General features: G+C 44.1%; 19 protein-coding genes and 1 pseudogene. 8 read left to right on the top strand and 12 right to left on the bottom strand.

Annotation, left to right across the window (positions count from 1 at the left end; genetic code table 11):
- The gene (gene coaA, locus ACYQ4S_RS03150; protein WP_459769309.1) at window positions 1-924 is read right to left on the bottom strand and encodes a type I pantothenate kinase; all 924 of its coding nucleotides are present in this window, start codon (window positions 922-924) and stop codon (window positions 1-3) included.
- 204 nt (window positions 925-1128) lie between these two features.
- On the opposite strand from coaA, the gene mvk reads away from it, so the two are divergent.
- The 5 genes from mvk (at window position 1129) to ACYQ4S_RS03125 (ending at window position 5806) form a co-directional block, all read left to right on the top strand.
- Window positions 1129-2082 (top strand): mevalonate kinase, encoded by a 954-nt coding sequence (mvk, locus tag ACYQ4S_RS03145; RefSeq protein ID WP_459769307.1) that lies wholly within the window; start codon window positions 1129-1131, stop codon window positions 2080-2082.
- Window positions 2075-3043, top strand: coding sequence for a diphosphomevalonate decarboxylase (gene mvaD / locus ACYQ4S_RS03140; protein ID WP_459769306.1), 969 nt, complete (start codon window positions 2075-2077; stop codon window positions 3041-3043). Before mvk ends, mvaD begins: the two co-directional genes overlap by 8 nt.
- 36 nt (window positions 3044-3079) lie before the next feature.
- A complete protein-coding gene (locus ACYQ4S_RS03135) occupies window positions 3080-4168 on the top strand; it encodes a phosphomevalonate kinase (protein WP_459769304.1) in 1089 nt (362 codons plus the stop codon).
- Window positions 4169-4180: 12 nt separating this feature from the next.
- A complete protein-coding gene (gene fni, locus ACYQ4S_RS03130; protein ID WP_346025252.1) occupies window positions 4181-5233 on the top strand; it encodes a type 2 isopentenyl-diphosphate Delta-isomerase in 1053 nt (350 codons plus the stop codon).
- A gap of 72 nt (window positions 5234-5305) precedes the next feature.
- Window positions 5306-5806, top strand: a complete 501-nt coding sequence (locus ACYQ4S_RS03125; protein WP_091478209.1) for a hypothetical protein — start codon at window positions 5306-5308, stop codon at window positions 5804-5806.
- A gap of 318 nt (window positions 5807-6124) precedes the next feature.
- Here the strand turns inward: ACYQ4S_RS03125 and ACYQ4S_RS03120 are convergent, their stop codons facing one another.
- The 3 genes from ACYQ4S_RS03120 to ACYQ4S_RS03110 form a co-directional block, all read right to left on the bottom strand.
- The gene (locus tag ACYQ4S_RS03120; RefSeq protein ID WP_091478208.1) at window positions 6125-6448 is read right to left on the bottom strand and encodes an AzlD domain-containing protein; all 324 of its coding nucleotides are present in this window, start codon (window positions 6446-6448) and stop codon (window positions 6125-6127) included.
- Entirely contained in the window at window positions 6441-7145 is a 705-nt protein-coding gene (locus ACYQ4S_RS03115) for an AzlC family ABC transporter permease (protein WP_459769302.1), read from the bottom strand. The genes ACYQ4S_RS03120 and ACYQ4S_RS03115 overlap by 8 nt, the downstream gene beginning before the upstream one ends.
- 108 nt (window positions 7146-7253) lie before the next feature.
- Complete coding sequence (locus ACYQ4S_RS03110) at window positions 7254-8555, bottom strand: pyrimidine-nucleoside phosphorylase (RefSeq protein ID WP_459769300.1); 1302 nt, start codon at window positions 8553-8555, stop codon at window positions 7254-7256.
- A 187-nt stretch (window positions 8556-8742) separates the two neighbouring features.
- Here ACYQ4S_RS03110 and ACYQ4S_RS03105 point away from each other — a divergent pair, with 187 nt between their 5' ends.
- A complete protein-coding gene (locus ACYQ4S_RS03105) occupies window positions 8743-9936 on the top strand; it encodes a glycine C-acetyltransferase (RefSeq protein ID WP_346023864.1) in 1194 nt (397 codons plus the stop codon).
- Between the two features lie 86 nt (window positions 9937-10022).
- Window positions 10023-10985 carry an L-threonine 3-dehydrogenase gene (locus ACYQ4S_RS03100; protein ID WP_346023863.1) on the top strand — a complete coding sequence of 321 codons (963 nt, stop codon included), beginning with the start codon at window positions 10023-10025 and terminating at the stop codon, window positions 10983-10985.
- Between the two features lie 68 nt (window positions 10986-11053).
- On the opposite strand, the gene ACYQ4S_RS03095 is transcribed toward ACYQ4S_RS03100, so the two are convergent.
- Together ACYQ4S_RS03095 and ACYQ4S_RS03090 are read right to left on the bottom strand one after the other, a co-directional pair.
- Window positions 11054-11737 (bottom strand): amino acid ABC transporter permease, encoded by a 684-nt coding sequence (locus ACYQ4S_RS03095; RefSeq protein ID WP_346023862.1) that lies wholly within the window; start codon window positions 11735-11737, stop codon window positions 11054-11056.
- 2 nt (window positions 11738-11739) lie between these two features.
- The gene (locus ACYQ4S_RS03090) at window positions 11740-12591 is read right to left on the bottom strand and encodes a transporter substrate-binding domain-containing protein (protein ID WP_346023861.1); all 852 of its coding nucleotides are present in this window, start codon (window positions 12589-12591) and stop codon (window positions 11740-11742) included.
- 355 nt (window positions 12592-12946) lie between these two features.
- Here ACYQ4S_RS03090 and ACYQ4S_RS03085 point away from each other — a divergent pair, with 355 nt between their 5' ends.
- Entirely contained in the window at window positions 12947-14413 is a 1467-nt protein-coding gene (locus tag ACYQ4S_RS03085) for an amidase (protein ID WP_459769297.1), read from the top strand.
- A 315-nt stretch (window positions 14414-14728) separates the two neighbouring features.
- Here the strand turns inward: ACYQ4S_RS03085 and rpiA are convergent, their stop codons facing one another.
- From rpiA to ACYQ4S_RS03055, 6 genes and pseudogenes are all read right to left on the bottom strand, one after another.
- Window positions 14729-15406 (bottom strand): ribose-5-phosphate isomerase RpiA, encoded by a 678-nt coding sequence (gene rpiA / locus ACYQ4S_RS03080; protein WP_346023859.1) that lies wholly within the window; start codon window positions 15404-15406, stop codon window positions 14729-14731.
- A 542-nt stretch (window positions 15407-15948) separates the two neighbouring features.
- The gene (locus ACYQ4S_RS03075; RefSeq protein WP_459769295.1) at window positions 15949-17019 is read right to left on the bottom strand and encodes an ABC transporter substrate-binding protein; all 1071 of its coding nucleotides are present in this window, start codon (window positions 17017-17019) and stop codon (window positions 15949-15951) included.
- Window positions 17019-17849, bottom strand: a complete 831-nt coding sequence (locus ACYQ4S_RS03070; RefSeq protein WP_459769293.1) for an ABC transporter permease — start codon at window positions 17847-17849, stop codon at window positions 17019-17021. Before ACYQ4S_RS03070 ends, ACYQ4S_RS03075 begins: the two co-directional genes overlap by 1 nt.
- Window positions 17846-18647, bottom strand: a pseudogene (locus ACYQ4S_RS03065) (ABC transporter permease). Before ACYQ4S_RS03065 ends, ACYQ4S_RS03070 begins: the two are co-directional and overlap by 4 nt.
- Window positions 18640-19770: an ABC transporter ATP-binding protein gene (locus ACYQ4S_RS03060; RefSeq protein WP_459769292.1), complete on the bottom strand. Its 1131-nt coding sequence runs from the start codon at window positions 19768-19770 to the stop codon at window positions 18640-18642. The pseudogene ACYQ4S_RS03065 and the gene ACYQ4S_RS03060 overlap by 8 nt, the downstream one beginning before the upstream one ends.
- Window positions 19771-20004: 234 nt before the next feature.
- On the bottom strand, window positions 20005-20928 hold the full coding sequence (locus ACYQ4S_RS03055) for a Gfo/Idh/MocA family protein (protein ID WP_459769291.1): 924 nt from the start codon (window positions 20926-20928) through the stop codon (window positions 20005-20007).
- Window positions 20929-20978: the final 50 nt, after the last annotated feature.

The raw sequence follows: 20978 nt of genomic DNA, 5'->3' as shown, positions 1-20978 counted from the left end.
TTAATGTTTCTTAAGAAGCAGCTGATCTATAAAATGATCAGTGGTCTTGTGAATAATCATGTCGGCTCTAAAACGTGTTGGAAGAATATATTCCTGAAGATTCTTCAAGTTGATGGTCCGCCAAACATTTTTAGCCATTTTAAAAGCCTCTTTTCTGTCGCCGACTGCATAAGGGTAATAATAGTTACTTGGATCCTTGAAAGCTGTCTGGAGAAGAAGACCGAAACGCTCGAGGTACCATTTTTCGATACGATCAGGTTCAGCATCCACATAAAAACTGAAATCAAAGAAATCGCTCACAAATATTTTTTCATTGGCAGGAAGCTGAAGGACGTTGATTCCTTCTACAATAAGGATATCCGGCTGGTCAATAGTTTCAAACTGATCAGGAACGATATTGTATAACTTATGTGAATACAGTGGGACTTTAATATTCCGACGTCCGCTTTTTACATCTCCCATGAATGAAATAAGCCTGTGCATGTCATAACTTTCAGGGAAGCCTTTACGATTAAGCAGATTTCTTTCCTGAAGAACTTCATTCGGATACAAGAACCCATCAGTCGTAATCAGGTCAACTTTCTTATTCGGATAGGCTCTGGCCATCATGGTCTGAAGAAAACGAGCCAGTGTGCTTTTTCCAACTGCTACACTTCCGGCAATACCAATGACATACGGCTCTTTTGACTCTGGTCGATTCAGGATTTTTTTAATTTCTTTCTGTCTTTTATGATAATGCTTCAGATACTGATGTAAAATTTGAAGAATGGGCAGGTATATTTCTTTCACGTCTTTGACAGACACCTGGTCATTCAATGATCTCAGTGATTCCACTTCCTGATCTGATAGAGAAATCTCCGTATGGTTGTTCAGTTTTTTCCATTCTTCTCTGTTAATGATATAAAACGAATCGGATTCTCTCATCCGGTTCCCTCCGCTCTATGCTAATAATCTCTCCTAGTTTACCAAATGTTCAGGCCTCTTCACAATATCACTGTTTTTATTTTAAAGCCTAAATTAAAACTTTAATTAATTTTAAAGATCACTTGTTATGATAAATTAGTGTTTTTGTATAATATAAGTTAAGATAAATAAGATCAATCCTACTAGAACAACCGAGGTGAATTCATGAAGACCCTATCAGATCAGGCAGTCGGTACTGCACATGGAAAAATCATTCTTATTGGCGAGCATGCTGTCGTCTACAATGAACCGGCTATTGCCATGCCCTTTCTGGCCACTCCAGTTGAGGTCATTATAGAAAAAATCAACGGAGAGAGTGTCATATCTTCCAGTTATTATCAGGGTCTTTTACAAACAGTCCCTGATTCACTTAAGAACTTAAAAAGTCTGATCCAGTCGATCTGCAGTGATCTGAATCAGCCTGTTGATGGTCTGAGCATATCCATATCCAGCCTGATCCCGCCTGAAAGAGGGATGGGATCCAGTGCAGCGGTGGCAACGGCACTTGTTCGTGCTTTATTTGCCTATTTCGAAAGAGATATTGCTCATAATACTTTACTGAATTATGTTGAAATTTCTGAAAAGATCGCTCATGGAAACCCGAGTGGCCTGGATGCACGTGTTACCAGCAGTGCATCTCCTATTTACTATAAAAAAGACAGTCACTTTGCCTCGATCCCTCTGCATGTCTCAGGCTACCTCATCGCTGCAGACACCGGCATGAAAGGTCAGACCAAGAAAGCAGTCAGAGATGTTGCGAAGCAGATGGAGCGTGCCTCTCATCAAACACTGACGATCATAAAGAAAATCGGACACTTGACTGAAGAAGCAAGGATAGCCATTCAAGGTGATCACGTTGAGCGCCTTGGCGAACTCCTGACGCTTTCCCATGAATGCCTCAAGCAGATCAATGTGAGCAACGAGCGTCTAGATCGTCTGGTAGACACTGCTTTAAAGAACCACGCCCTGGGAGCAAAGCTCACGGGCGGCGGACGTGGCGGATGCATGATTGCACTGGCTCGGTCAGCTAAGCAGGCTAAACTGATCGCACATAAATTGATGGAGAACGGAGCAGTCGAAACCTGGATCCATGCATTAGGAGAGAATAGCAATGAATAAATGGGTACGTGCACACACAAACATCGCCCTGATCAAATACTGGGGAAAAGAGAATGAAGACTTGATCATTCCTAAAAACAACTCTCTGTCACTGACATTAGATGCGTTTTATACAGATACTTCTGTAACATTTGATGATGCACTGACTGAAGATGAACTCATCCTTGATGGAGATAAGCAGGATGCCAGAACATTAAACAAGGTTCAGAGAGTGCTGGATGAAGTAAGAACACTCGCCGGACTCGAATCTAAAGCACGTATTGAAAGCATTAATCATGTACCAACTGCAGCTGGACTGGCTTCCTCAGCATCTGGTCTCGCAGCTCTTGCCGGTGCAGCAAGTCAGGCAGCCGGTCTGGATTTATCTGATCAAGAATTATCCAAGCTGGCACGCATAGGATCCGGTTCAGCCTCCAGAAGTATATTCGGCGGATTTGCCGAATGGATCAAAGGGCATGATCACGATTCTTCTTACGCTGTTCCAGTTGATAACGCCCAATGGGATATCGGCATGCTGTTCATTATTGTCAATGATGCTAAAAAAGATGTCTCAAGCCGGGATGGAATGAAACGGACAGTCGAGACGTCTCCCTTCTATGACGGGTGGCTGAAATCACTGGACGCTGACTTGTCTGCCATTAAGCAGGCTGTTTCCGACCGTGATATTGAGCAGGTCGGTCAGATTGCCGAGCGGAATGCGCTTAAGATGCATGCGACCACATTGGGTGCTTCCCCTCCCTTTACTTACTGGACAGCTGAAAGCATGAAAGCAATGGATGCTGTCCGTGCATTAAGAAAGTTGGGCTATACAGCCTACTTCACAATGGACGCAGGCCCGAATGTCAAAATCATCTGCAGACAGTCAGACTTGTCTGCTTTAAAACAGGAACTGTCTAAAACATTTGAAGATAAACAGTTGATTGCTGCAAAACCAGGTCCTGGGCTGCATGTACTCAACTGATTCCTGTCATCATCTATTTAACGGAGGGAAAGATCCATGCTGCAAAAAGCAGAAGCTAAAGCTCCTGGAAAACTCTTTATAGCCGGTGAATATGCAGTCGTCGAACCAGGGTCTCCCGCAGTCATCGCTGCTGTTGACCGGTTCATTACTGTTTCAGTTTCACCTGCAAGAAAAGAGACAGGGACGATCCACTCCTCTGTTCTTTCAAATGAACCGTTAGACTGGATTATCGGTGATCATGAGGTCATCTTGGAAGAACCGGATCAGAGAGCGTCTATCATGACAGCAACTCTGAAAGCACTCTCACGATATCTTCATGACTGGGGCATCAAGCTTGCTCCTCTCGATATCTATGTAACAAGTGAAATGGTCAGCAGCGATGGTCTGAAATATGGACTAGGATCCAGCGGAGCAGTAACAGTCGCTCTCATACAGGCTGTTACTCGAGCGTACGCACTTAATTTGAACCCTTTACAGGTTTATAAGCTTGCCTGCCTCTCCCATCTATCCTTGGGAAGCCTAGGTTCCTTCGGAGATCTCGCTGCAGCCAGCTTTACAGGGTGGATAGCCTATACCCGTTTCAGCAGTCAGCCTGTTTACGATATGCTTGATTCTCTCAGTACGAGAGAATCAGTCGAGCGACACTGGCCTGATCTGATGATCGAGTCCCTGCCACCCATCAATAACTTACACTTCCTGGTAGGCTGGACAGGAGCACCCGCGTCCACTGAAAACCTGGTCAAAACGGTTTCCCGTTCAGATGATGCACTGACTTACACTCGATTCCTCGAAGAAAGCAGGCACTGTGTAACCGATCTGATCGATGCCATCAAAAAACAGAATCAGGAAGGGTTTCTTGCAGCCCTCTCCCGGAACCGGGACATTCTATATGCAATGACGGCTTTCCAGAAACGTGTATATGTCACACCTCTTCTAGAAAAACTGCTTCAGACAGCCGATGCACATCAGGCTACTGGCAAAATTTCCGGAGCTGGCGGTGGTGACTGCGGTATCGCCTTTTTACCTGATGAAATGGATCCTCAACCTCTTTTGTCCGAATGGAAAAAAGAGGGGATCACCCCACTTTCACTGGCTGTTTATCATGAGCCAACTAAACTGACTTAATGGAGTGACCTTATGCCTAAATCAAATAACAGAAAAAACGAACATGTTTCGTTGTCAGAAAAATTCTATGACGGACAAGTCTCGTCTTTTAAAGATATTTCTTTTGTCCATCATTCTTTTCCAGAAATGGATGTCTCCGATGTCGATCTGTCCGTTTCTCTAGAAGGACTCAACTTTTCTGTCCCCTTCTTCATCAACGCTATGACTGGAGGAAGCGAATGGACCGGAAAAGTAAATGAGAAACTGGCCATCATCGCACGTGAAACAGGTCTGGCTATGGCTACCGGCTCAGTGAGTGCCGCTTTAAAGGATCCTGAACAGGAAGAGTCATTTAAGATCGTTCGTAAAGTTAATCCTGATGGCCTGGTATTTGCTAATCTAGGAGCTGGACATGGACTGGAAAATGCAAAAAAAGTCGTGGATATGCTGGACGCTGATGCATTTCAGATTCATATCAATGCGCCTCAGGAAATTGTCATGCCGGAAGGTGACCGCGAATTTAAAGGATGGCTGGACAATATTGAATCCATAGTAAATGGACTTGATGTGCCCGTCATAGCTAAAGAAGTCGGCTTCGGCATGAGTCGAGAAACCATCCGTTCACTGGAATCTATCGGTGTAAAGCTGATCGATATCAGTGGTCAGGGTGGAACCAATTTTGCACAGATCGAAAATTTCCGTCGCAAAGATTTTAAACTGGATGATCTGGAAGAATGGGGTCAGACAACCGCGGTGTCATTATTAGAAGCGGGAGATAGCATAGTGAATGCCCACGTCATTGCCTCCGGCGGTATTCGTCGTCCGATGGAAATGGTCAAAGCCCTGTCACTCGGTGCATCACTCAACGGACTGTCAAGCCAATTCATGCATATGGCACTCAAAGACGTGGACCAGGCTATTGTGACGATCAGTCAGTGGAAGACTGAACTGGCGCATATCATGACGCTCTTGGGGGCCAAAACAGTAACTGACTTAAGGAAAACTGATGTCATCATCTCTGGCAAGACTGCGCAATGGTGTCATGCAAGAAACATCTCAATCCAGAAATATGCTTCCCGTACCTAAACGGGAAGTTTTTTCATATCATCTGAGATGTGCTATGAAATTTAGTAACCTAAGTTAAGGAAAGGTGATCTAATGGCAGACAGGAAAAACAACTTCTTTCACTTTGGATTATGGCAGCTGATCTATATTGTTTTACAGTGCACATGGGGGCTTCTTCAGAGCACTCTTGGTTTCATTCTATTTCTAATTCATTTCCGATGCCCTCATGACCGTTTTCATGGCAGCATCCGTACAAAATGGTCAACATTGAACGGCATATCGCTGGGCCTGTTCATTTTCACGCCCAACGACAAACATAGTCGACTTCTCCGAAGATATAATGGGAACCAGCTTCGTCTGACTGACCAATGCGAACGCATGTCAGTTCATGAATATGGCCACACCTATCAGTCGCTCATTCTTGGTCCGCTCTACCTCTTCACCGTGGGCATCACTTCATTGGGCTGGTCCCGACTGAATCGCTACAAGCAATTACGAAAAGAATACGGGATTCCGTATTCTTCATTATGGACAGAGCGGTGGGCTAACAATCTGGGGGAAAAAGTACTTGGACGGCCATCGATCAGACATTAATTCAAAGCATACTTAAAGCACAGCTTGGGTGATTGACTTCTCTCCCCTAAACTGTGCTTTTTATGTACCAAGAACTCCTACTCTCTTTTCTGGATTTAGACTTGTTCGAGGTCGGCTGGGGTCTTTTGAGCAGGCTGAGATTTATTAGGTTGATTCTGACAGACGTCAGAATCTTCTTAATGCTTAAGTTCAGTTGCCTAAGCGTTGATATTGTCTGGAGTCTGCCTCAGAACCCACTCGAGCTCTTTTTTCTCCCCAGTTTGTCACAAGACACGACTTAGAACACATTCAGTCCCTTGTCCCTCCCCGGTTGGGCCGCTAAACGATAAGCCACATCAAGGTGATCGCACTGACTCCTAGAATCATAGACCAGAGCAGACTTCTAGTTTTTATAGCCAGTAAAATGACAAGAACAGAAGGCAGCAGTTTTATATTCATGACAGGATTCAGATTAAAAGACTCCTCCCAGAAAAACACATCGGAGGCTACAAGAGCCGCAAAAATAGACACCGGGATGAAGGACATCCAGCGGCTTAAAGAAGGTGAAATCTCTTTTTTACTCAACAGAAGCAGCGGAAAGAAGCGTGGAATGAATGTCACGACAGCCATTCCCGCTATTAGTACGACTTGATGTTCAAGCATGGCTGTTTCCTCCTTTAATGCGATCGGTTCTATTTTCAACTATATAGCCTATGCATGAAGCTAAAACTGTCGCGATGACCAGTGCGATGTTGTGCTGAAGAACTACTGTCAGAATGACTGTAAAGCAGACTGAAGCAATTGCCGCCACAATATGTGCCTTAGACACGAACTGCATAACCATCATACACAGAAACATAGCAATGAGTGCATAGTTCATTATGAGTGTGTTGATGGGAAACTGACTTCCGATTACTCCACCAAGAATGGTACTGACGATCCATGTGCTGTAGTTGGACAGACTGGTCACCAATGCCTCATTTGGGTGCCACTGATTATTCTGAAACCTGGAGTAGTTGATGCCAAAGGACTCATCAGACAAGGTATGACCGAAGAGTCCTAGATAAAGTAAGGACTTATCTTTGACAAAGCTCGATATACTGGCAGACATCAGAACATGTCTCAGATTCAGGAAAAAAACCATAAGGATAACCGACGGAACAGACGCACCCATGACCACCAGGCTTGCCGCAAGGAACTGGGCTGCTCCCGCGTAAACCAGCAGACTCATCATCATAATCTGTCCGACCGTAAAGCCGGCATCATACAAGACGATTCCACAGGCTATTCCCAAGGCTATATAACTCGCCATAATGGGTGTACTGGCTTTTACACCACTCATAATCGTATCTCTATTCATCTACAGCACCTCTACTTCTATGTAAATATTATAATAGTATAGCATAGTTTTTCGGCTATTAAAAAAGCAGCCTTCAAGACACCGAAGACTGCTTCACTCACCCATTATTTACTGAACGATGTCATACACCAATGTCGGTTCAGTTGCGCTGTCTGACAGTTTGACATTAGTCAGAACTCTTTCGCCAACCTCATCGCTGATTTCTTTGTTGGAATACAAGGTAGCAATAGACTCTCCCGCACTGACTTTATCTCCAACTTTTTTATGAAGGTAAAGTCCTGCAGACAAGTCTATCTGACTTTCTTTCGTTTCACGTCCGGCACCCAGCATCATCGCTGCAATTCCGATCTGATCAGCAATGATTTCAGAAACGACTCCATCCTGATCAGCTAAAACTTCCTTAGTATATGAAGCAACTGGAAGGACCGTTTCAGGATTATCGGCTACTGAAGCATCCCCGCCTTGTGCTTCCACAAATGTCTTGAAGACTTCAAGCGCTTTTCCGTTTTTAAGGTTTGCTTCCAGAAGGGTCCGCGCTTCCTCAAGAGAGTCTGCCGCTCCTCCTAAATAAGCCATCTGACTTCCAAGAACGAGACACAGTTCAGTCAGGTCTTCCGGTCCGTGCCCTTTAAGCGTATCGATCGCTTCTTTTACCTCCAGACCATTTCCAATCGCATTTCCAAGTGGCTGACTCATATCAGAAATAACGGCCATCGTCTGTCTTCCAACTGATTTCCCGATATTGACCATGGTTTCAGCCAGTTCTTTTGCCTGCTCAACATTTTTCATGAATGCTCCGGCTCCGGTTTTAACGTCCAGAACGATTGCATCTGCACCGGAGGCAATTTTTTTACTCATGATTGAACTCGCAATTAGAGGAATCGACTCGACAGTGCCTGTCACATCACGAAGGGCATATAGCTTCTTGTCAGCTGGCGTCAGATTTCCTGACTGACCGACTACTGCCACTTTGTTTTTGTTGACCAGTTCAGAGAAGTCCTGCTGAGACAGTTCAACATGAAAACCTGGGATAGCTTCAAGCTTATCGATTGTTCCGCCTGTATGACCCAGTCCACGTCCGCTCATTTTAGCTACTGGAACCCCTACGCTAGCCACAAGAGGTGCAAGGACCAGGGTAGTTGTATCGCCTACTCCGCCAGTTGAATGCTTGTCCACTTTTACGCCTTCGATATCGGACAAGTCGATCTGGTCCCCAGATTCGACCATAGCCATTGTCAGGGCACTACGTTCATCATTGTTCATTCCATTAAAATAGATTGCCATAGCCATTGCGCTCATCTGGTAATCAGGAATAACATCGGCCGTGTACTGGTCGATCATCCATTTAATTTCTTCTTGTGTCAGTACTTGTCTATGCTGTTTCTTCTCGATCAAGTCGATCATTCTCATTCTCATAACACTCCATTCATCATTATCATGTAAGCCTTATTTTATCACAAGTATTGCCTTTATTAAGTAGATTTCTCTTAGAGTCGATAAGAATCTTCCAATAAAGGCTTACAGTACTACACGTCCATCTAAAAGAGTGGTAGAATTATAAGGAAGTGCACAACCAAATACTCAAGGGAGCGATTTTATGACTAGTCAAAAGTTGAATACCTTTCTCGAAAATAATCTTCAGGAATTGAAGGATCAGGGTCTTTATAATGAGATCGACACGATTCAGGGACCCAACGGATCGGAAATTACGATCAACGGAAACAAACTGATCAATATGTCTTCTAACAACTACTTGGGCTTTGCAAATGATGAACGTCTTAAAGTTAAAGCAAATGAAGCAACTGACACTTACGGTGTAGGTGCCGGTGCCGTTAGAACAATCAACGGAACTCAGTCGATCCACGACGAACTGGAAGCAAAAATAGCTGAATTCAAGCACACTGAAGCAGCCGTCGCTTTCCAGTCAGGATTCAACTGCAACATGGGCGCAATTTCTGCGGTCATGAACAAGAATGATGCAATCCTGTCTGACGAACTGAATCACGCGTCTATCATTGACGGATGCCGTCTATCCGGAGCAAAAGTTATCCGTGTCAAACACCAGGATATGGATGACCTGAGAGCAAAAGCTAAAGAAGCTGTTGAAAGCGGACAGTATGAAAAAATCATGTACATCACTGACGGTGTCTTTTCAATGGATGGCGATGTTGCGAAATTGCCTGAAATCGTTGAAATCGCTGAAGAATTCGATCTGATTACGTATGTTGATGATGCACATGGATCAGGCGTCATGGGTAAAGGTGCCGGGACAGTTAAACATTTTGGTCTTCAGGATAAAATCGATTTCCAGATGGGGACACTGTCTAAAGCAGTCGGAGTTGTCGGAGGTTATGTCGCTGGAACTCAGAACCTAATTGATTGGCTGAAGGTTCGTGCCCGTCCTTTCCTGTTTTCTACCTCACTGACTCCTGGAGCTGCTGCAGCATGTATCGAAGCCATCGATATCATGTCCAGCTCAACAGAAGAACACGAACGTCTTTGGGAAAATGGTCGATATCTGAAAGCCGGCCTTAAAGATCTGGGCTTCAACATCGGCGATTCAGAAACACCTATCACCCCTTGTATTATCGGTGAAGAAAAACTGACTCAGCGTTTCTCCAAACGTCTGACAGAAGAAGGCGTCTATGCAAAATCGATCGTCTTCCCTACAGTCCCACGTGGAACAGGTCGAGTAAGAAATATGCCAAGTGCCGCTCACACCAAGGACCAGCTGGACAAAGTACTTGATATTTACAAAAAAATCGGCAAGGAACTCGATGTTATCAGTTAATTTATAGACTAATAGAGAAAAGGTGATCCTCATCTTTTCTCTTTCTGCTGGTAATAAATAATAGACAAAAAGTCGGAGGTTTACGAGTGAAAAAAATTATCATTACTGGAGCTTTAGGTCAGATCGGATCAGAGCTTACAATCAGATTGCGTGAAGTCTATGGAAAAGAGAACGTTGTCGCTACTGATATCAGACAGCCCGAAGATTCTAAAGTAGTCACTGATGGTATTTTCGAAATCCTGAATGTGACCGATGCCGATCGCATGAAGGATTTGGTTGAACAGTATCAAGTTGATACATTTATACACCTGGCTGCATTACTGTCAGCTGTTGCCGAAGCAAAACCTCAGCTGGCCTGGAATTTGAACATGGGCGGACTGATCAACGCACTTGAGCTGTCGCGCGAATACGACTTGAAGTTCTTCACACCCAGCTCAATCGGGGCGTTCGGTCCTCAGACACCTAAAGATCAGACACCCCAGGTCACGATCCAGCGTCCGACAACCATGTACGGTGTCACAAAAGTCAGCGGAGAGCTGCTCGGGGATTACTATTTCCAGAAATTCGGAGTGGATACACGAAGCGTCCGTTTCCCTGGTCTGATTTCCTACGACACCCTTCCTGGCGGTGGAACGACAGACTACGCTGTCGATATTTACTATGAAGCACTGAAAAACAATGCGTATACATCCTTTATCGGCAAAGGCACATACATGGATATGATGTACATGCCTGACGCTGTCGACTTGATCATTCAGCTGATGGAGGCACCGAGCGACCAGCTGGTCAACCGCAATGCCTACAATGTCAGTGCTATGAGCATTGCACCTGAAGATGTTGAACAGGCCATCAAGAAACACCTACCTGAATTCAAGCTGAATTATGATGTTGATCCAATTAGACAAGGGATCGCAGAGTCTTGGCCAAATGCCATCGATACAACAGCTGCTCAGCAAGAATGGGGGTTCTCACCTAAGTACGATCTTGAAAAAATGACTGAAGATATGCTTAAGCAACTGAAAAACAAGGGCATTCTTTCATATGCCTGATTGATAAAGATAGACCCTGCACTATTCTAAAAGTGCAGGGTCTTCTTTTGGCGTAAAAATAGAATACCTCAGTTGACGATATACCTGGAGGAGACTGTTTCGAGATAATCCTGAAATAGTCCGAAGAGGCTGCAGATCACCCAGTAAATTGCTGCAACTAGAATATACATCGTCATATAATCATGCTCTCTTCCTCCCACTACTCTGGCATTTTGAAAAATTTCATTGACTGTAATCATGGCTGCCAGAGATGTTCCCTTGATGACATCCAGGAGAACGCTGCTCAAAGGCGGGATCGCTATTCTGAAAGCCTGCGGAAGAATAATATCTTTCAACGTGACATAAGGAGTCATTCCAAGAACGGTTGCCGCTTCCCATTGCCCCCGATTCACGGATGATATGGATGACCGGAAAATCTCAGAAATATAGGCCGCGCCGTTCAGACTGAAGCAGATAATAGCCGACGTCAGTGCATTAAACTGAATGTTTACAAAAGGCAGCCCAAAATAAATCAGAAATAAAAAGACGAGTACCGGCGTCCCCCTCATAAATGAAACATACAATCGGGCGATCCACCTTAATGTTCTGGATGGAGACAATCTCATCAGAGCGATGACCATTCCTATCACTGCACCAATGGCCGTACTGACCAAGGCAATGCCCAAGGTATATGGCACGCCTCTTAATAAAAACGGCAAAGATTCCCAGGCCAGATCCGGATCAAATATATACTGCCATTCAATTGACAGCATGGCTATCCCTCTAGTTCGATGGTCATGATGTCAAAGTCCTGTTCAACCGTCACATCTTCCCCATAATAAAATGTCTCTGAGATCTCACTGAGTGTCCCATCTTCATGCATAGCTTCCAGTGCCTGGTCGATCTGTTCAGTCAAGGTGTCATTGCCTAGTTTAAGAGAGAAATTAGTATAGCTTGGATTGAAGAACAGCTCTTCATGAATGTGGACTGGAATATCCGGGAAAGCCGTCAGTGCCATGGTCTGTCCGTAAAAGTCATTTATGATCAAGTCTGTTCGCCCATTCGCTACGTCCCATAAATACTGGTCGTTTGTGGCATTGTCATAAATTACCAGTTCTGCTCCATACTGCTCTGCAATCTGCATATACGTAGTCGTAGCCGCTCCAGCTGCCCGTTTTCCGTCAAGATCTTCCATTTCTTCAATCCCTGAGTTGTCTTCTTCCCGGACAATCATGGACATATATGAATACTTATAAGGTATCGTGTAGTTGTATCGGTCCGCATTTTCTCCGGCGTGACTGATACTCAAGGCGGCAACATCAATCTGTTCACTGTTCAGAGACGTCAGCATGCCGTCTACATTCATTTCAGTAAAATCAATGTCCAGTTCCAGACGATCAGCCACTTCTCTCAATATTTCAACTTCAAAGCCAGTCAGTTCATTTGTTTCAGCATCGTGATATGAGTTTGGAAAATATGTACCAGATGTCGCTGCCCGGATCACACCCGCTTCTTGTATCTCATCCCAGTTATCTGAACTATTCTCACTGGCACCACTTTCCCCACAGGCTGTCAGTGTTATGACGCTTCCAAGCAGTGCCATCCTCATCAATAGTGATTTGTTCATTTTTCATTATCCCCTTTCGTTTTTCCTTCAAAATCATAGCAACCTGAAATTTTTAAGTCAAAATTATAGTCGATTTTGTTATGTGAGAGAACGAGACAAAGAATTAAATCAGGAGCTTATCACTATTTTACCGACATTCTTAACATTGTGATGATGTACAATTTTGTCTTTATGATTCATCGAGTTTCTTTTTATTTTTGATACAAATTCTGTAAATACCTGTAATAAGCCTTTAACCACAATCTTGCTTCTTTAGTCTGACTGATTATTCAAGCCTATTATCTCCTGCACTATTGATTCCTTACACCTGACTGATATACTGAAAAAAATCGACTGAATAAGGAAGGATAAAACTATGAGCTTTCATATTGACCGGACTAAGGATGGGATGTATTACTCGGAGCAGATCAGAAACGGGCAGGTTTCATCTCAGGAACTCCTTATGGCCAGCTTCAAATCGATTAAAGAAAAAAATGCGCTGTTAAATGCAGCCGTCCACACAAGAGAAGAAACTGCACTTAGTGAATCACGGGAAGAATCATGGGTAAACGGTCCTTTTGGTGGTGTGCCGATCCTTTTAAAGGAGCTGGGTCAGAACATGATCGGAGAACCTGCCCGGGCAGGTTCCAAACTGTTAAAAGATAACCGGTCATCATACACCAGCCACTTTGTTGCCCAGCTGCAGAAATCTGGATTTATCCCTATCGGATCGACGAATGTACCGGAGTTCGGTTTTACCAATATCACGCACTCAGATATTTTTGGTCCGGCACGCAATCCTTTTAACTCTGAGTTCAGCGCAGGAGGATCAAGCGGCGGTGCTGCCTCCGCAGTCGCATCAGGAATGGTGCCTATAGCTGGAGCAAGTGATGGCGGTGGATCGATCCGCATACCGGCTTCATTTACCGGCTTAGTCGGACTGAAACCGACTCGCGGAAGAACACCAATTGGCCCTGGAGCCGGGCGGGCATGGCAAGGTGCTGCCATCAGCTTCGCTCTGACAAAATCAATCAGGGATGCTGCTGCTTTGCTCGACCACATGCAAGTCTTACAGCCAGCAGCTGCTTTTCAGACACCCTTGTACAGGGAAGGCTATCTTAACAGTCTGACTGCCCCACTTAATAAAAAGATGAGAATCGCCTTTTCCCTGAAATCTCCGATCGGCAGTCAGGTAAGCAGCGAAGCTGAAGACGCTGTTCTAAACGCTGTCAACTGGCTCGAACAGAAAGGGTTTGCGGTAGACCAGAGTGAACCAGATATTGATGGTGTAGATTTGATGAAATCCTACTATGTTATGAATTCCGGAGAAACTGCAGCTATGCTTGGGAATATGGAGAAAGCTCTCGGTCGGTCGATCACGATGGAGGATGTGGAACTGCTGACCTGGGTCCTGTATCAGTCAGGCAAAAAAGTCAGTGCAGCTGAGTATTCAAATACACTGAGCACATGGGATGATGCAGCGGAAAAAGCGGCTTTATTCAATGAACGATACGACTTGCTACTTCAGCCGACAACAGCTGAGCCTGCTCCGAGAGTGGACAAGATCTACTGGTCTGAATCTTTTAAAAAGAAAATGAGACACATTGACACTTTCTCACCCGCTGACCAACAACAACTTATCTGGGATATGTGGGAAGAAAGTCTATCGATTACTCCATTTACTCAACAAGCCAATCTGACTGGGCAGCCTGCAATCAGCCTGCCCACACATTTGACAAAAGAAGGCATGCCTTTGGGAATTCAGTTCACCGCTCCGAAAGGTAAAGAGCATTGGTTACTGCAAATGGGCCGTATGATGGAGGATGATGGGTTATTTGTCTGAATGAATGATACTGTAATAAACACTTCGGTGGTTTCGTCGTGAATTTAGATGCGTTCATGCATCTAGATGTTCTGTTTTTACGTTTGATAAGGAGCTCAAGTCGATTTTCCATTCCGACTTATGGTGCTTTGACGATTGCGCCTTAACTCAGATTGATTTCATACCCGAGTGCCGGGGCTATAGCATTTGCGCCTTAACTCAGATTGATTTCATACCCGAGTGCCGGGGCTATTACATGCAACCCCTATAAAAAGAAAAAGACCTGCAGGGAGACAGACGATTCGTCCAGCCGCTCTGCAGGTCTATTAGTGTCTCTTATCTTTCCACATCGATCACTTCTGGTCCGTTTTCTCTTCCGACGATCACCTTAGTGACGGTATCTAGAAACAGCCCGTGCTCCACTACACCTGTGACAGAGTCCAGGAAGGATGCGAGTTTATGAGGATCTTCGATCGTTCCCAAATGCAGATCAATAATATAGTTGCCTGAATCAGTCTCCAGTTTGCTCCCGTCATCATTCAGACGAAATTCGGGATTCAGATTCTCTTTTTTTAAAAGCTTTAGCACTTGTCCGCATCCGAATTTCACCACTTCTACCGGGAGAGGGAATGCGCCTAATTTAGATACCATTTTGCTGTCGTCCACAATCCAGATGATTTCTTCAGACTGGTTTGCGACCATTTTTTCAAAGAGGTGCGCAGCTCCTCCTCCTTTTATGCCTTGGAAGTCATCTGAAATTTCATCCGCCCCATCGATGGTCACGTCAATATGATCGACTTCATCGATATCTTTTAACGGAATACCAAGTTCTCTTGCCTGATCAGTTGTTCTGTGAGAGGTTGTGACGCCAACAATAGACAAGCCTTCTTCTTTCACACGTTTTCCAATCGCCTCAACCATGTAGTAGGCCGTAGATCCTGTTCCTAGCCCAACAATCATTCCGTCCTTTACAAATTCTGCCGCTTTGTAGCCGACTATCTTCTTTAAGTTCATCCGTCTCTCTCCTTCGTATATATTTAACTAAATTCACTAGTGTTGCATTAAAATATTAATCTGTTCCATGGCATAAAAAAATCCTTTATACTAGCACTTGGATGACTTATCCACGACCAATACAAAGGAACTACACATGGATAAGTATAAAACAAAAATGACCATAAATAAATGATTTTCGTCAATTAAGTTAGAACAATTAAGCTTTGATTCTCGTCAAGCCATCGAACAATTTGATCGTTACGCAAAGAAATTGACATTTAAGAAAGTAATGAAGCTCTTTCTGTATGCCATTAACGATGAAACGGAAAGTTTACGACATCTATATCAGCAACTTGTCAATCCGAATTTAAAACTGGAAAAAGTCATCCGCTGCGCCAGCATTTGACTTTTTTGAAATTTTTAACGAACACTACATGTGATTTAATTACCAATAAAAAAGTAACAGTGATTTTCAGTTTTATGCAACACTAGTTAACTAAATTATAGCATAGAAAAAAGAAGCAAGACTTGATGATTAAGTCCTACTTCTTAAACTAACTTTATTTAATCATTTTAAACTCCAGAAACAGGTCATTGTAGATACCGGTGTATTCCAGACCGAGGTCTTCATATACTTCTAGATTGTCCATCATATCCTGGCTCGGATAGAACTGCTCGTCTTCAACTGTTTCTTCAGGCAGGTAGTCCATTGCCGTCTGGTTTGGTGTGCTGTAACCGATATAGTCTGCGTTCTGGGCAGCTATTTCAGGGGTGAGCATGAAGTTGATGAAAGCATACGCCGCTTCTTCATTCTGTACAGTGTGTGGAATCACCATATTGTCGAACCAGAGATTCGATCCTTCTTCGGGTAGAATATAGACGATGGATTCGTTCTCCCACATCATATCTGCAGCTTCTCCAGAATAAGTGACCGCAATCGCAGCCTCTTCCTGGATCATATACATCTTAATTTCGTCAGCCACCAGTGCCTTGATATTTGGTGATAGTTCAGTCAGCTGGTCGGCTGCTTGCTGAAGTTCGGATGAGTCTCTTGAATTGAGTGAATAGCCTAAAGTCTGAAGGCCTATTCCTATAACTTCCCGGGCCCCGTCAATCATCAGGATACTGTCTGCCAATTCAGGACGGTACAGGTCTTCCCAGCTTTCCGGTTCAAAACCTTCCAGCAGGTCTTCGTTGTAGGCTATTCCGAGTGTTCCCCAGAAATAAGGAATGGAGTAACGGTTCCCCGGATCAAAGTTCAGATCGAGAAAATCAGGATCGATGTGTTCCAGGCCCTTGATTCTAGAATGGTCAAGTTCCATGACTAAGTTTTCTTCAATCATCCGCTCGATCATGTATTCACTTGGAATCGCCAGGTCATACCTCGTCCCGCCCTGCTGTACCTTAGTGTACATGGCTTCATTAGAGTCGAACGTTTCGTAGACAACGCGGTACCCAGTCTCTTCTTCAAACTGCTCGATCAGATCGGAATCGATATAATCCCCCCAGTTGTACAAGTGGAAAACATCAGCACCACTTGTGCCCTGAGCCTGATCGATGTAACGTCCTCCCATGAAAGCAGCTGTTGTGAGTCCAATAATAACCAGTGACAAATTAATCAGTTTTTTCATTATGGTGTCACCGCCTTTTCATGATTTGTCGGATCCGTGTGGGCCAGTTTCTGTCGTGTACGCTGTTTCTGGATGAAATAGTATCCGGCAACAAGGCTGAATGCAACAAGGAAGAGGATCGTACTTAACGCGTTAATTTCCAGACTGACACCTTGTCGTGCCCTGGAATAAATTTCTACAGACAATGTCGCAAAGCCGTTCCCTGTTACAAAAAAGGTCACCGCAAAATCATCAATCGAGTAGGTAAACGCCATAAAGTAACCGGCCAATATCCCAGGCGTAATGCTCGGAAGAATAATCTCCTTGAGGACCTGGAAATGATTGGCTCCAAGGTCTCTGGCAGCCGTAATCATGTTTTCGTTCATTTCTTCCAACCTAGGAAGGACCATCAGAACGACGATAGGAATACTGAAGGCAATATGAGAAAGGAGTACGGAGTAAAAACCCAGCTGAAACCCTACTAAAGTAAAGAGCAGCAGGAAACTTGCTCCTATAATTACATCAGGTGAAACCAGAAGAATATTATTCAGACTCAGAAGCACGTTTTGAGTCTGACGTCTTCTGGAAAAGTAGATACCAATAGCACCAGATGTCCCGATCACTGTTGCAATAAGAGCTGACAAGAGAGCCACTCTGATCGTGTCCAGTGCAATAATCAGCAGTCTTGAGTCTTCTGCCAATGCTGCATAGTGTTCCAGTGTAAATCCGCTGAACTGGTTCATCGTTCCCGCTTCATTAAAGGAATAGTATATTAAATAGACAATGGGTGTATACAGCAGAATGAATACGACGAATAAATAGAGCTTTGCCCAGTTTTTATTCTTGGTCATCTTCTCGGCACTCCCTTTCTTCGTTTTCGTGTCACGAACATAACCGCAAACATGATCAGAATCAGGATAATGCCCATCGTTGATCCCATTCCCCAGTTCTGTGTAACCAGAAAGTTCTGTTCGATTGCTGTACCCAGAGTAATGACACGGTTCCCCGCGATTAGTCTAGTCAGCATGAAAAGAGACAAGGAAGGAATGAATACGGCCTGGATCCCACTTCTCACACCAGACAGAGATATCGGAAAAATCACAGATCTAAACGTCTGCCACTCATTGGCCCCCAGATCCCGGCTGGCAAGAACCATCGATTTCGTCAATGGCATTGAAGACCGGAAGAAGCATGAACGGAATTTCGATGTAAGTAGCCACGATCAGAAAACTGAGTCTAGTAAAGAGCAGCGGCTGCGCTCCAATACCTATAGTTTCCAGGAGCTGATTCACAAATCCTGTCTGACTGAGAATGCCGATAAAGGCGTAAGCTTTCAGCAAGATATTCATCCACGTCGGCAAAATCAGGATCAGCAGCCATAATTGTTTGTGCTTAGTCTGCGTCAGGAAGTAAGCAGCCGGATAACTGATCGCCAGTGTGAGTACGGTAATCAGGAAAGCATATAAAAACGACTGCATCGTCATCGTCAGATAGACTTGAGACGTAAAATAAGTTTGTATGTTCGTCAGTGTAAATGATCCGTCAAGCCCCCGGAATGACTGTACAAGCAGTAACAGAACGGGGAAAACGACGAATAAAACGATCCACAGGTAATAAGGGATCGAAAGAAGTTTGCGCTGTCTAGTCATTCGCCCCTTCTCCTCTCACCTCTGATGTCGAGGATAATCCGGAAAACTGCTCGATCCGCTCATCGAAAGCTTCTTCCGTTTCATTTATACGCATGATGTGGATATCTTGTGGATCAAATTGAAGACCGACTCGTTTGCCGATTTCTGTCTTCTTCGTGGAGTGGACCATCCAGCTGTTTCCTTTATCATCCAGTCCAACGATCTCATAATGGACCCCTCTGAACAACTGACTTTGAACACTGATCTGCAGATCTCCTTCATCAGCCTGACTTACTACCAGATCTTCCGGACGAATCACAACATCAACTTTCTCATTAGATGTCATGCCTCCGTCAACACACGCGAAACGTTTGCCGGCAAATGACACAACATAATCCTCAACCATACGGCCTTCTACAATATTGCTTTCCCCGATAAAGTCAGCCACATATCGGTTGATCGGCTCATCGTAAATATCATTTGGCGTACCAGTCTGGATGATTTCGCCTTCTTTCATAACCATGATTTCATCACTCATCGCCAGAGCTTCTTCCTGATCATGAGTAACAAAAAGAAAAGTAATTCCAAGACGCCGCTGAAGTTCACGCAGTTCATACTGCATATCTGTACGCAGTTTCAAATCCAATGCGGATAACGGCTCATCCAGCAGCAGCATGTCCGGTTCGTTTACAAGAGCCCGGGCAATCGCTACTCGCTGTTTCTGCCCACCGGACATCTCAGCTATTCCCCGTTCTTCAAAGCCAGCCAGTCTGACGAGTTTGAGCACGTCACTGACCTTCTCACTGATGTCCTGTTTGTTCAATTTTTTCATTTTCAACCCAAAAGCCACATTATCGAAAACATTCATGTGGGGGAACAAGGCATAGTCCTGAAAAACTGTATTGACTTTTCTTTTATTTGGAGGTGTGTTTTTTGTTTCTTCTCCATTAATTCGAATGTATCCTTCAGTAGGTGATGTAAATCCGGCGATCAGATTCAATATTGTCGACTTTCCACATCCTGAAGGACCGAGCAAGGTATAAAATTTTCCTTTCTCCAATTCAAACGAAATGGTCTTTAAGACACTCTCTTTATCATATTTTTTTTCTACCTGATCGAAGGAAACAATTATCTCTTCAGTCAACAAAAAACACCCCTTTATAACCGATTTAATTAACCTTTATAATTATAGCGATTAAGGGGTGAAAAGCAATATTTATTCAGTTGTTTTTCTTATAATAGTCACTAAATATGTTTAAAAAGTGATGCCATCGGTCATTCATTTTATCTGGCGGAGAATCAAGTGGAAAATAAGCCAACTGCAGCGATTCTTTTTTGTCATTTCAATATTGCTGCGCATACGACGGAACTTAAGGTATTACCACTGTTCCTTTTCATACTTCAAGCAGATTGACTCGCATATGAAATGGCTGACCAGTGCGGAGTCAAGCGATACAGGAACAGCTCCCTTCTTCTCCAGAGTTTCCAGAAATGACTGGATCATTGGTTCAAAGCCTCTTTTTACCAGTGTGCCAGTCCAGTCGCCGGTAATTTGAGTGAGCCTTCCTTCTTTAGTGTAAATCGATAAATCCGTGAGGTCTTCAACTGTGTATGTTCCTGAAGCACTTTGAAGTTCAAGTGTCTCTCTTTTAGCTCCTGATTCATTATTTATAGAAACCAGTGCAGTCATCTGTTTCGTTCTAAGCATGACACACGCACGCTTGAACTGGCCTCCTTCTTCGACAACTTCAGAATCTACTACGTCGATATGCTGGTCATTTAACAAAAAGACCGCTGTATCAATTGGATGAATCATCATATCGAAGATACGGTATCTGACCGGAAAGTCTGTGGCATCAGACTGATTCTTCTGAACGATCAGCATATTTCCATCTTTAACATCAGCCAGTTCCCTTACATTGGGTGCAAAGCGGCGATTAAATCCGATCATTAACGGTACCTGTTTCTCTTCAGCCAGATTCATCAGCTCTTTAGTCTTATCCAGTTCTTCTGTCAGTGGCTTGTCGATCAGCACTGGTATCGAATGATCCAGAAAATAAGAGACCATCTCATAGTGCGTATGAGTCGGGGTATGTATGCACACGGCATCCACTATCTCCGTCAAGTCTCTCCAGGATGTATGCAGCTGCTCAGGAGATAAGCCGTACTGTCTCCCCAGTTCCTGCAGCTTATCCTGACTGCGTGTAGAAAAGTGCCACTCATGCTCGGCAAAACGAGTCGTATAGAGTGGGAGATAAGCTTTCTGGGCAATAGTTCCTAGTCCGATAACACCAATTTTCATCTGATTTCCCTCCTTCTGTCCAATGTTAAAGAGCAGCCTGCAACCTGTTA

This window comes from Alkalibacterium sp. s-m-28, assembly GCF_054658175.1.
Note: the sequence above shows the minus strand (reverse complement) of the source record. Positions and strands in the feature narration are given on the sequence as shown.

Coding starts and splice junctions, on each gene's coding strand:
- coaA (WP_459769309.1), bottom strand. CDS start 924: ATGAGAGAATCCGATTCGTTTTATATCATTAACAGAGAAGAATGGAAA.
- mvk (WP_459769307.1), top strand. CDS start 1,129: ATGAAGACCCTATCAGATCAGGCAGTCGGTACTGCACATGGAAAAATC.
- mvaD (WP_459769306.1), top strand. CDS start 2,075: ATGAATAAATGGGTACGTGCACACACAAACATCGCCCTGATCAAATAC.
- ACYQ4S_RS03135 (WP_459769304.1), top strand. CDS start 3,080: ATGCTGCAAAAAGCAGAAGCTAAAGCTCCTGGAAAACTCTTTATAGCC.
- fni (WP_346025252.1), top strand. CDS start 4,181: ATGCCTAAATCAAATAACAGAAAAAACGAACATGTTTCGTTGTCAGAA.
- ACYQ4S_RS03125 (WP_091478209.1), top strand. CDS start 5,306: ATGGCAGACAGGAAAAACAACTTCTTTCACTTTGGATTATGGCAGCTG.
- ACYQ4S_RS03120 (WP_091478208.1), bottom strand. CDS start 6,448: ATGCTTGAACATCAAGTCGTACTAATAGCGGGAATGGCTGTCGTGACA.
- ACYQ4S_RS03115 (WP_459769302.1), bottom strand. CDS start 7,145: ATGAATAGAGATACGATTATGAGTGGTGTAAAAGCCAGTACACCCATT.
- ACYQ4S_RS03110 (WP_459769300.1), bottom strand. CDS start 8,555: ATGAGAATGATCGACTTGATCGAGAAGAAACAGCATAGACAAGTACTG.
- ACYQ4S_RS03105 (WP_346023864.1), top strand. CDS start 8,743: ATGACTAGTCAAAAGTTGAATACCTTTCTCGAAAATAATCTTCAGGAA.
- ACYQ4S_RS03095 (WP_346023862.1), bottom strand. CDS start 11,737: ATGCTGTCAATTGAATGGCAGTATATATTTGATCCGGATCTGGCCTGG.
- ACYQ4S_RS03090 (WP_346023861.1), bottom strand. CDS start 12,591: ATGAACAAATCACTATTGATGAGGATGGCACTGCTTGGAAGCGTCATA.
- ACYQ4S_RS03085 (WP_459769297.1), top strand. CDS start 12,947: ATGAGCTTTCATATTGACCGGACTAAGGATGGGATGTATTACTCGGAG.
- rpiA (WP_346023859.1), bottom strand. CDS start 15,406: ATGAACTTAAAGAAGATAGTCGGCTACAAAGCGGCAGAATTTGTAAAG.
- ACYQ4S_RS03075 (WP_459769295.1), bottom strand. CDS start 17,019: ATGAAAAAACTGATTAATTTGTCACTGGTTATTATTGGACTCACAACA.
- ACYQ4S_RS03070 (WP_459769293.1), bottom strand. CDS start 17,849: ATGACCAAGAATAAAAACTGGGCAAAGCTCTATTTATTCGTCGTATTC.
- ACYQ4S_RS03055 (WP_459769291.1), bottom strand. CDS start 20,928: ATGAAAATTGGTGTTATCGGACTAGGAACTATTGCCCAGAAAGCTTAT.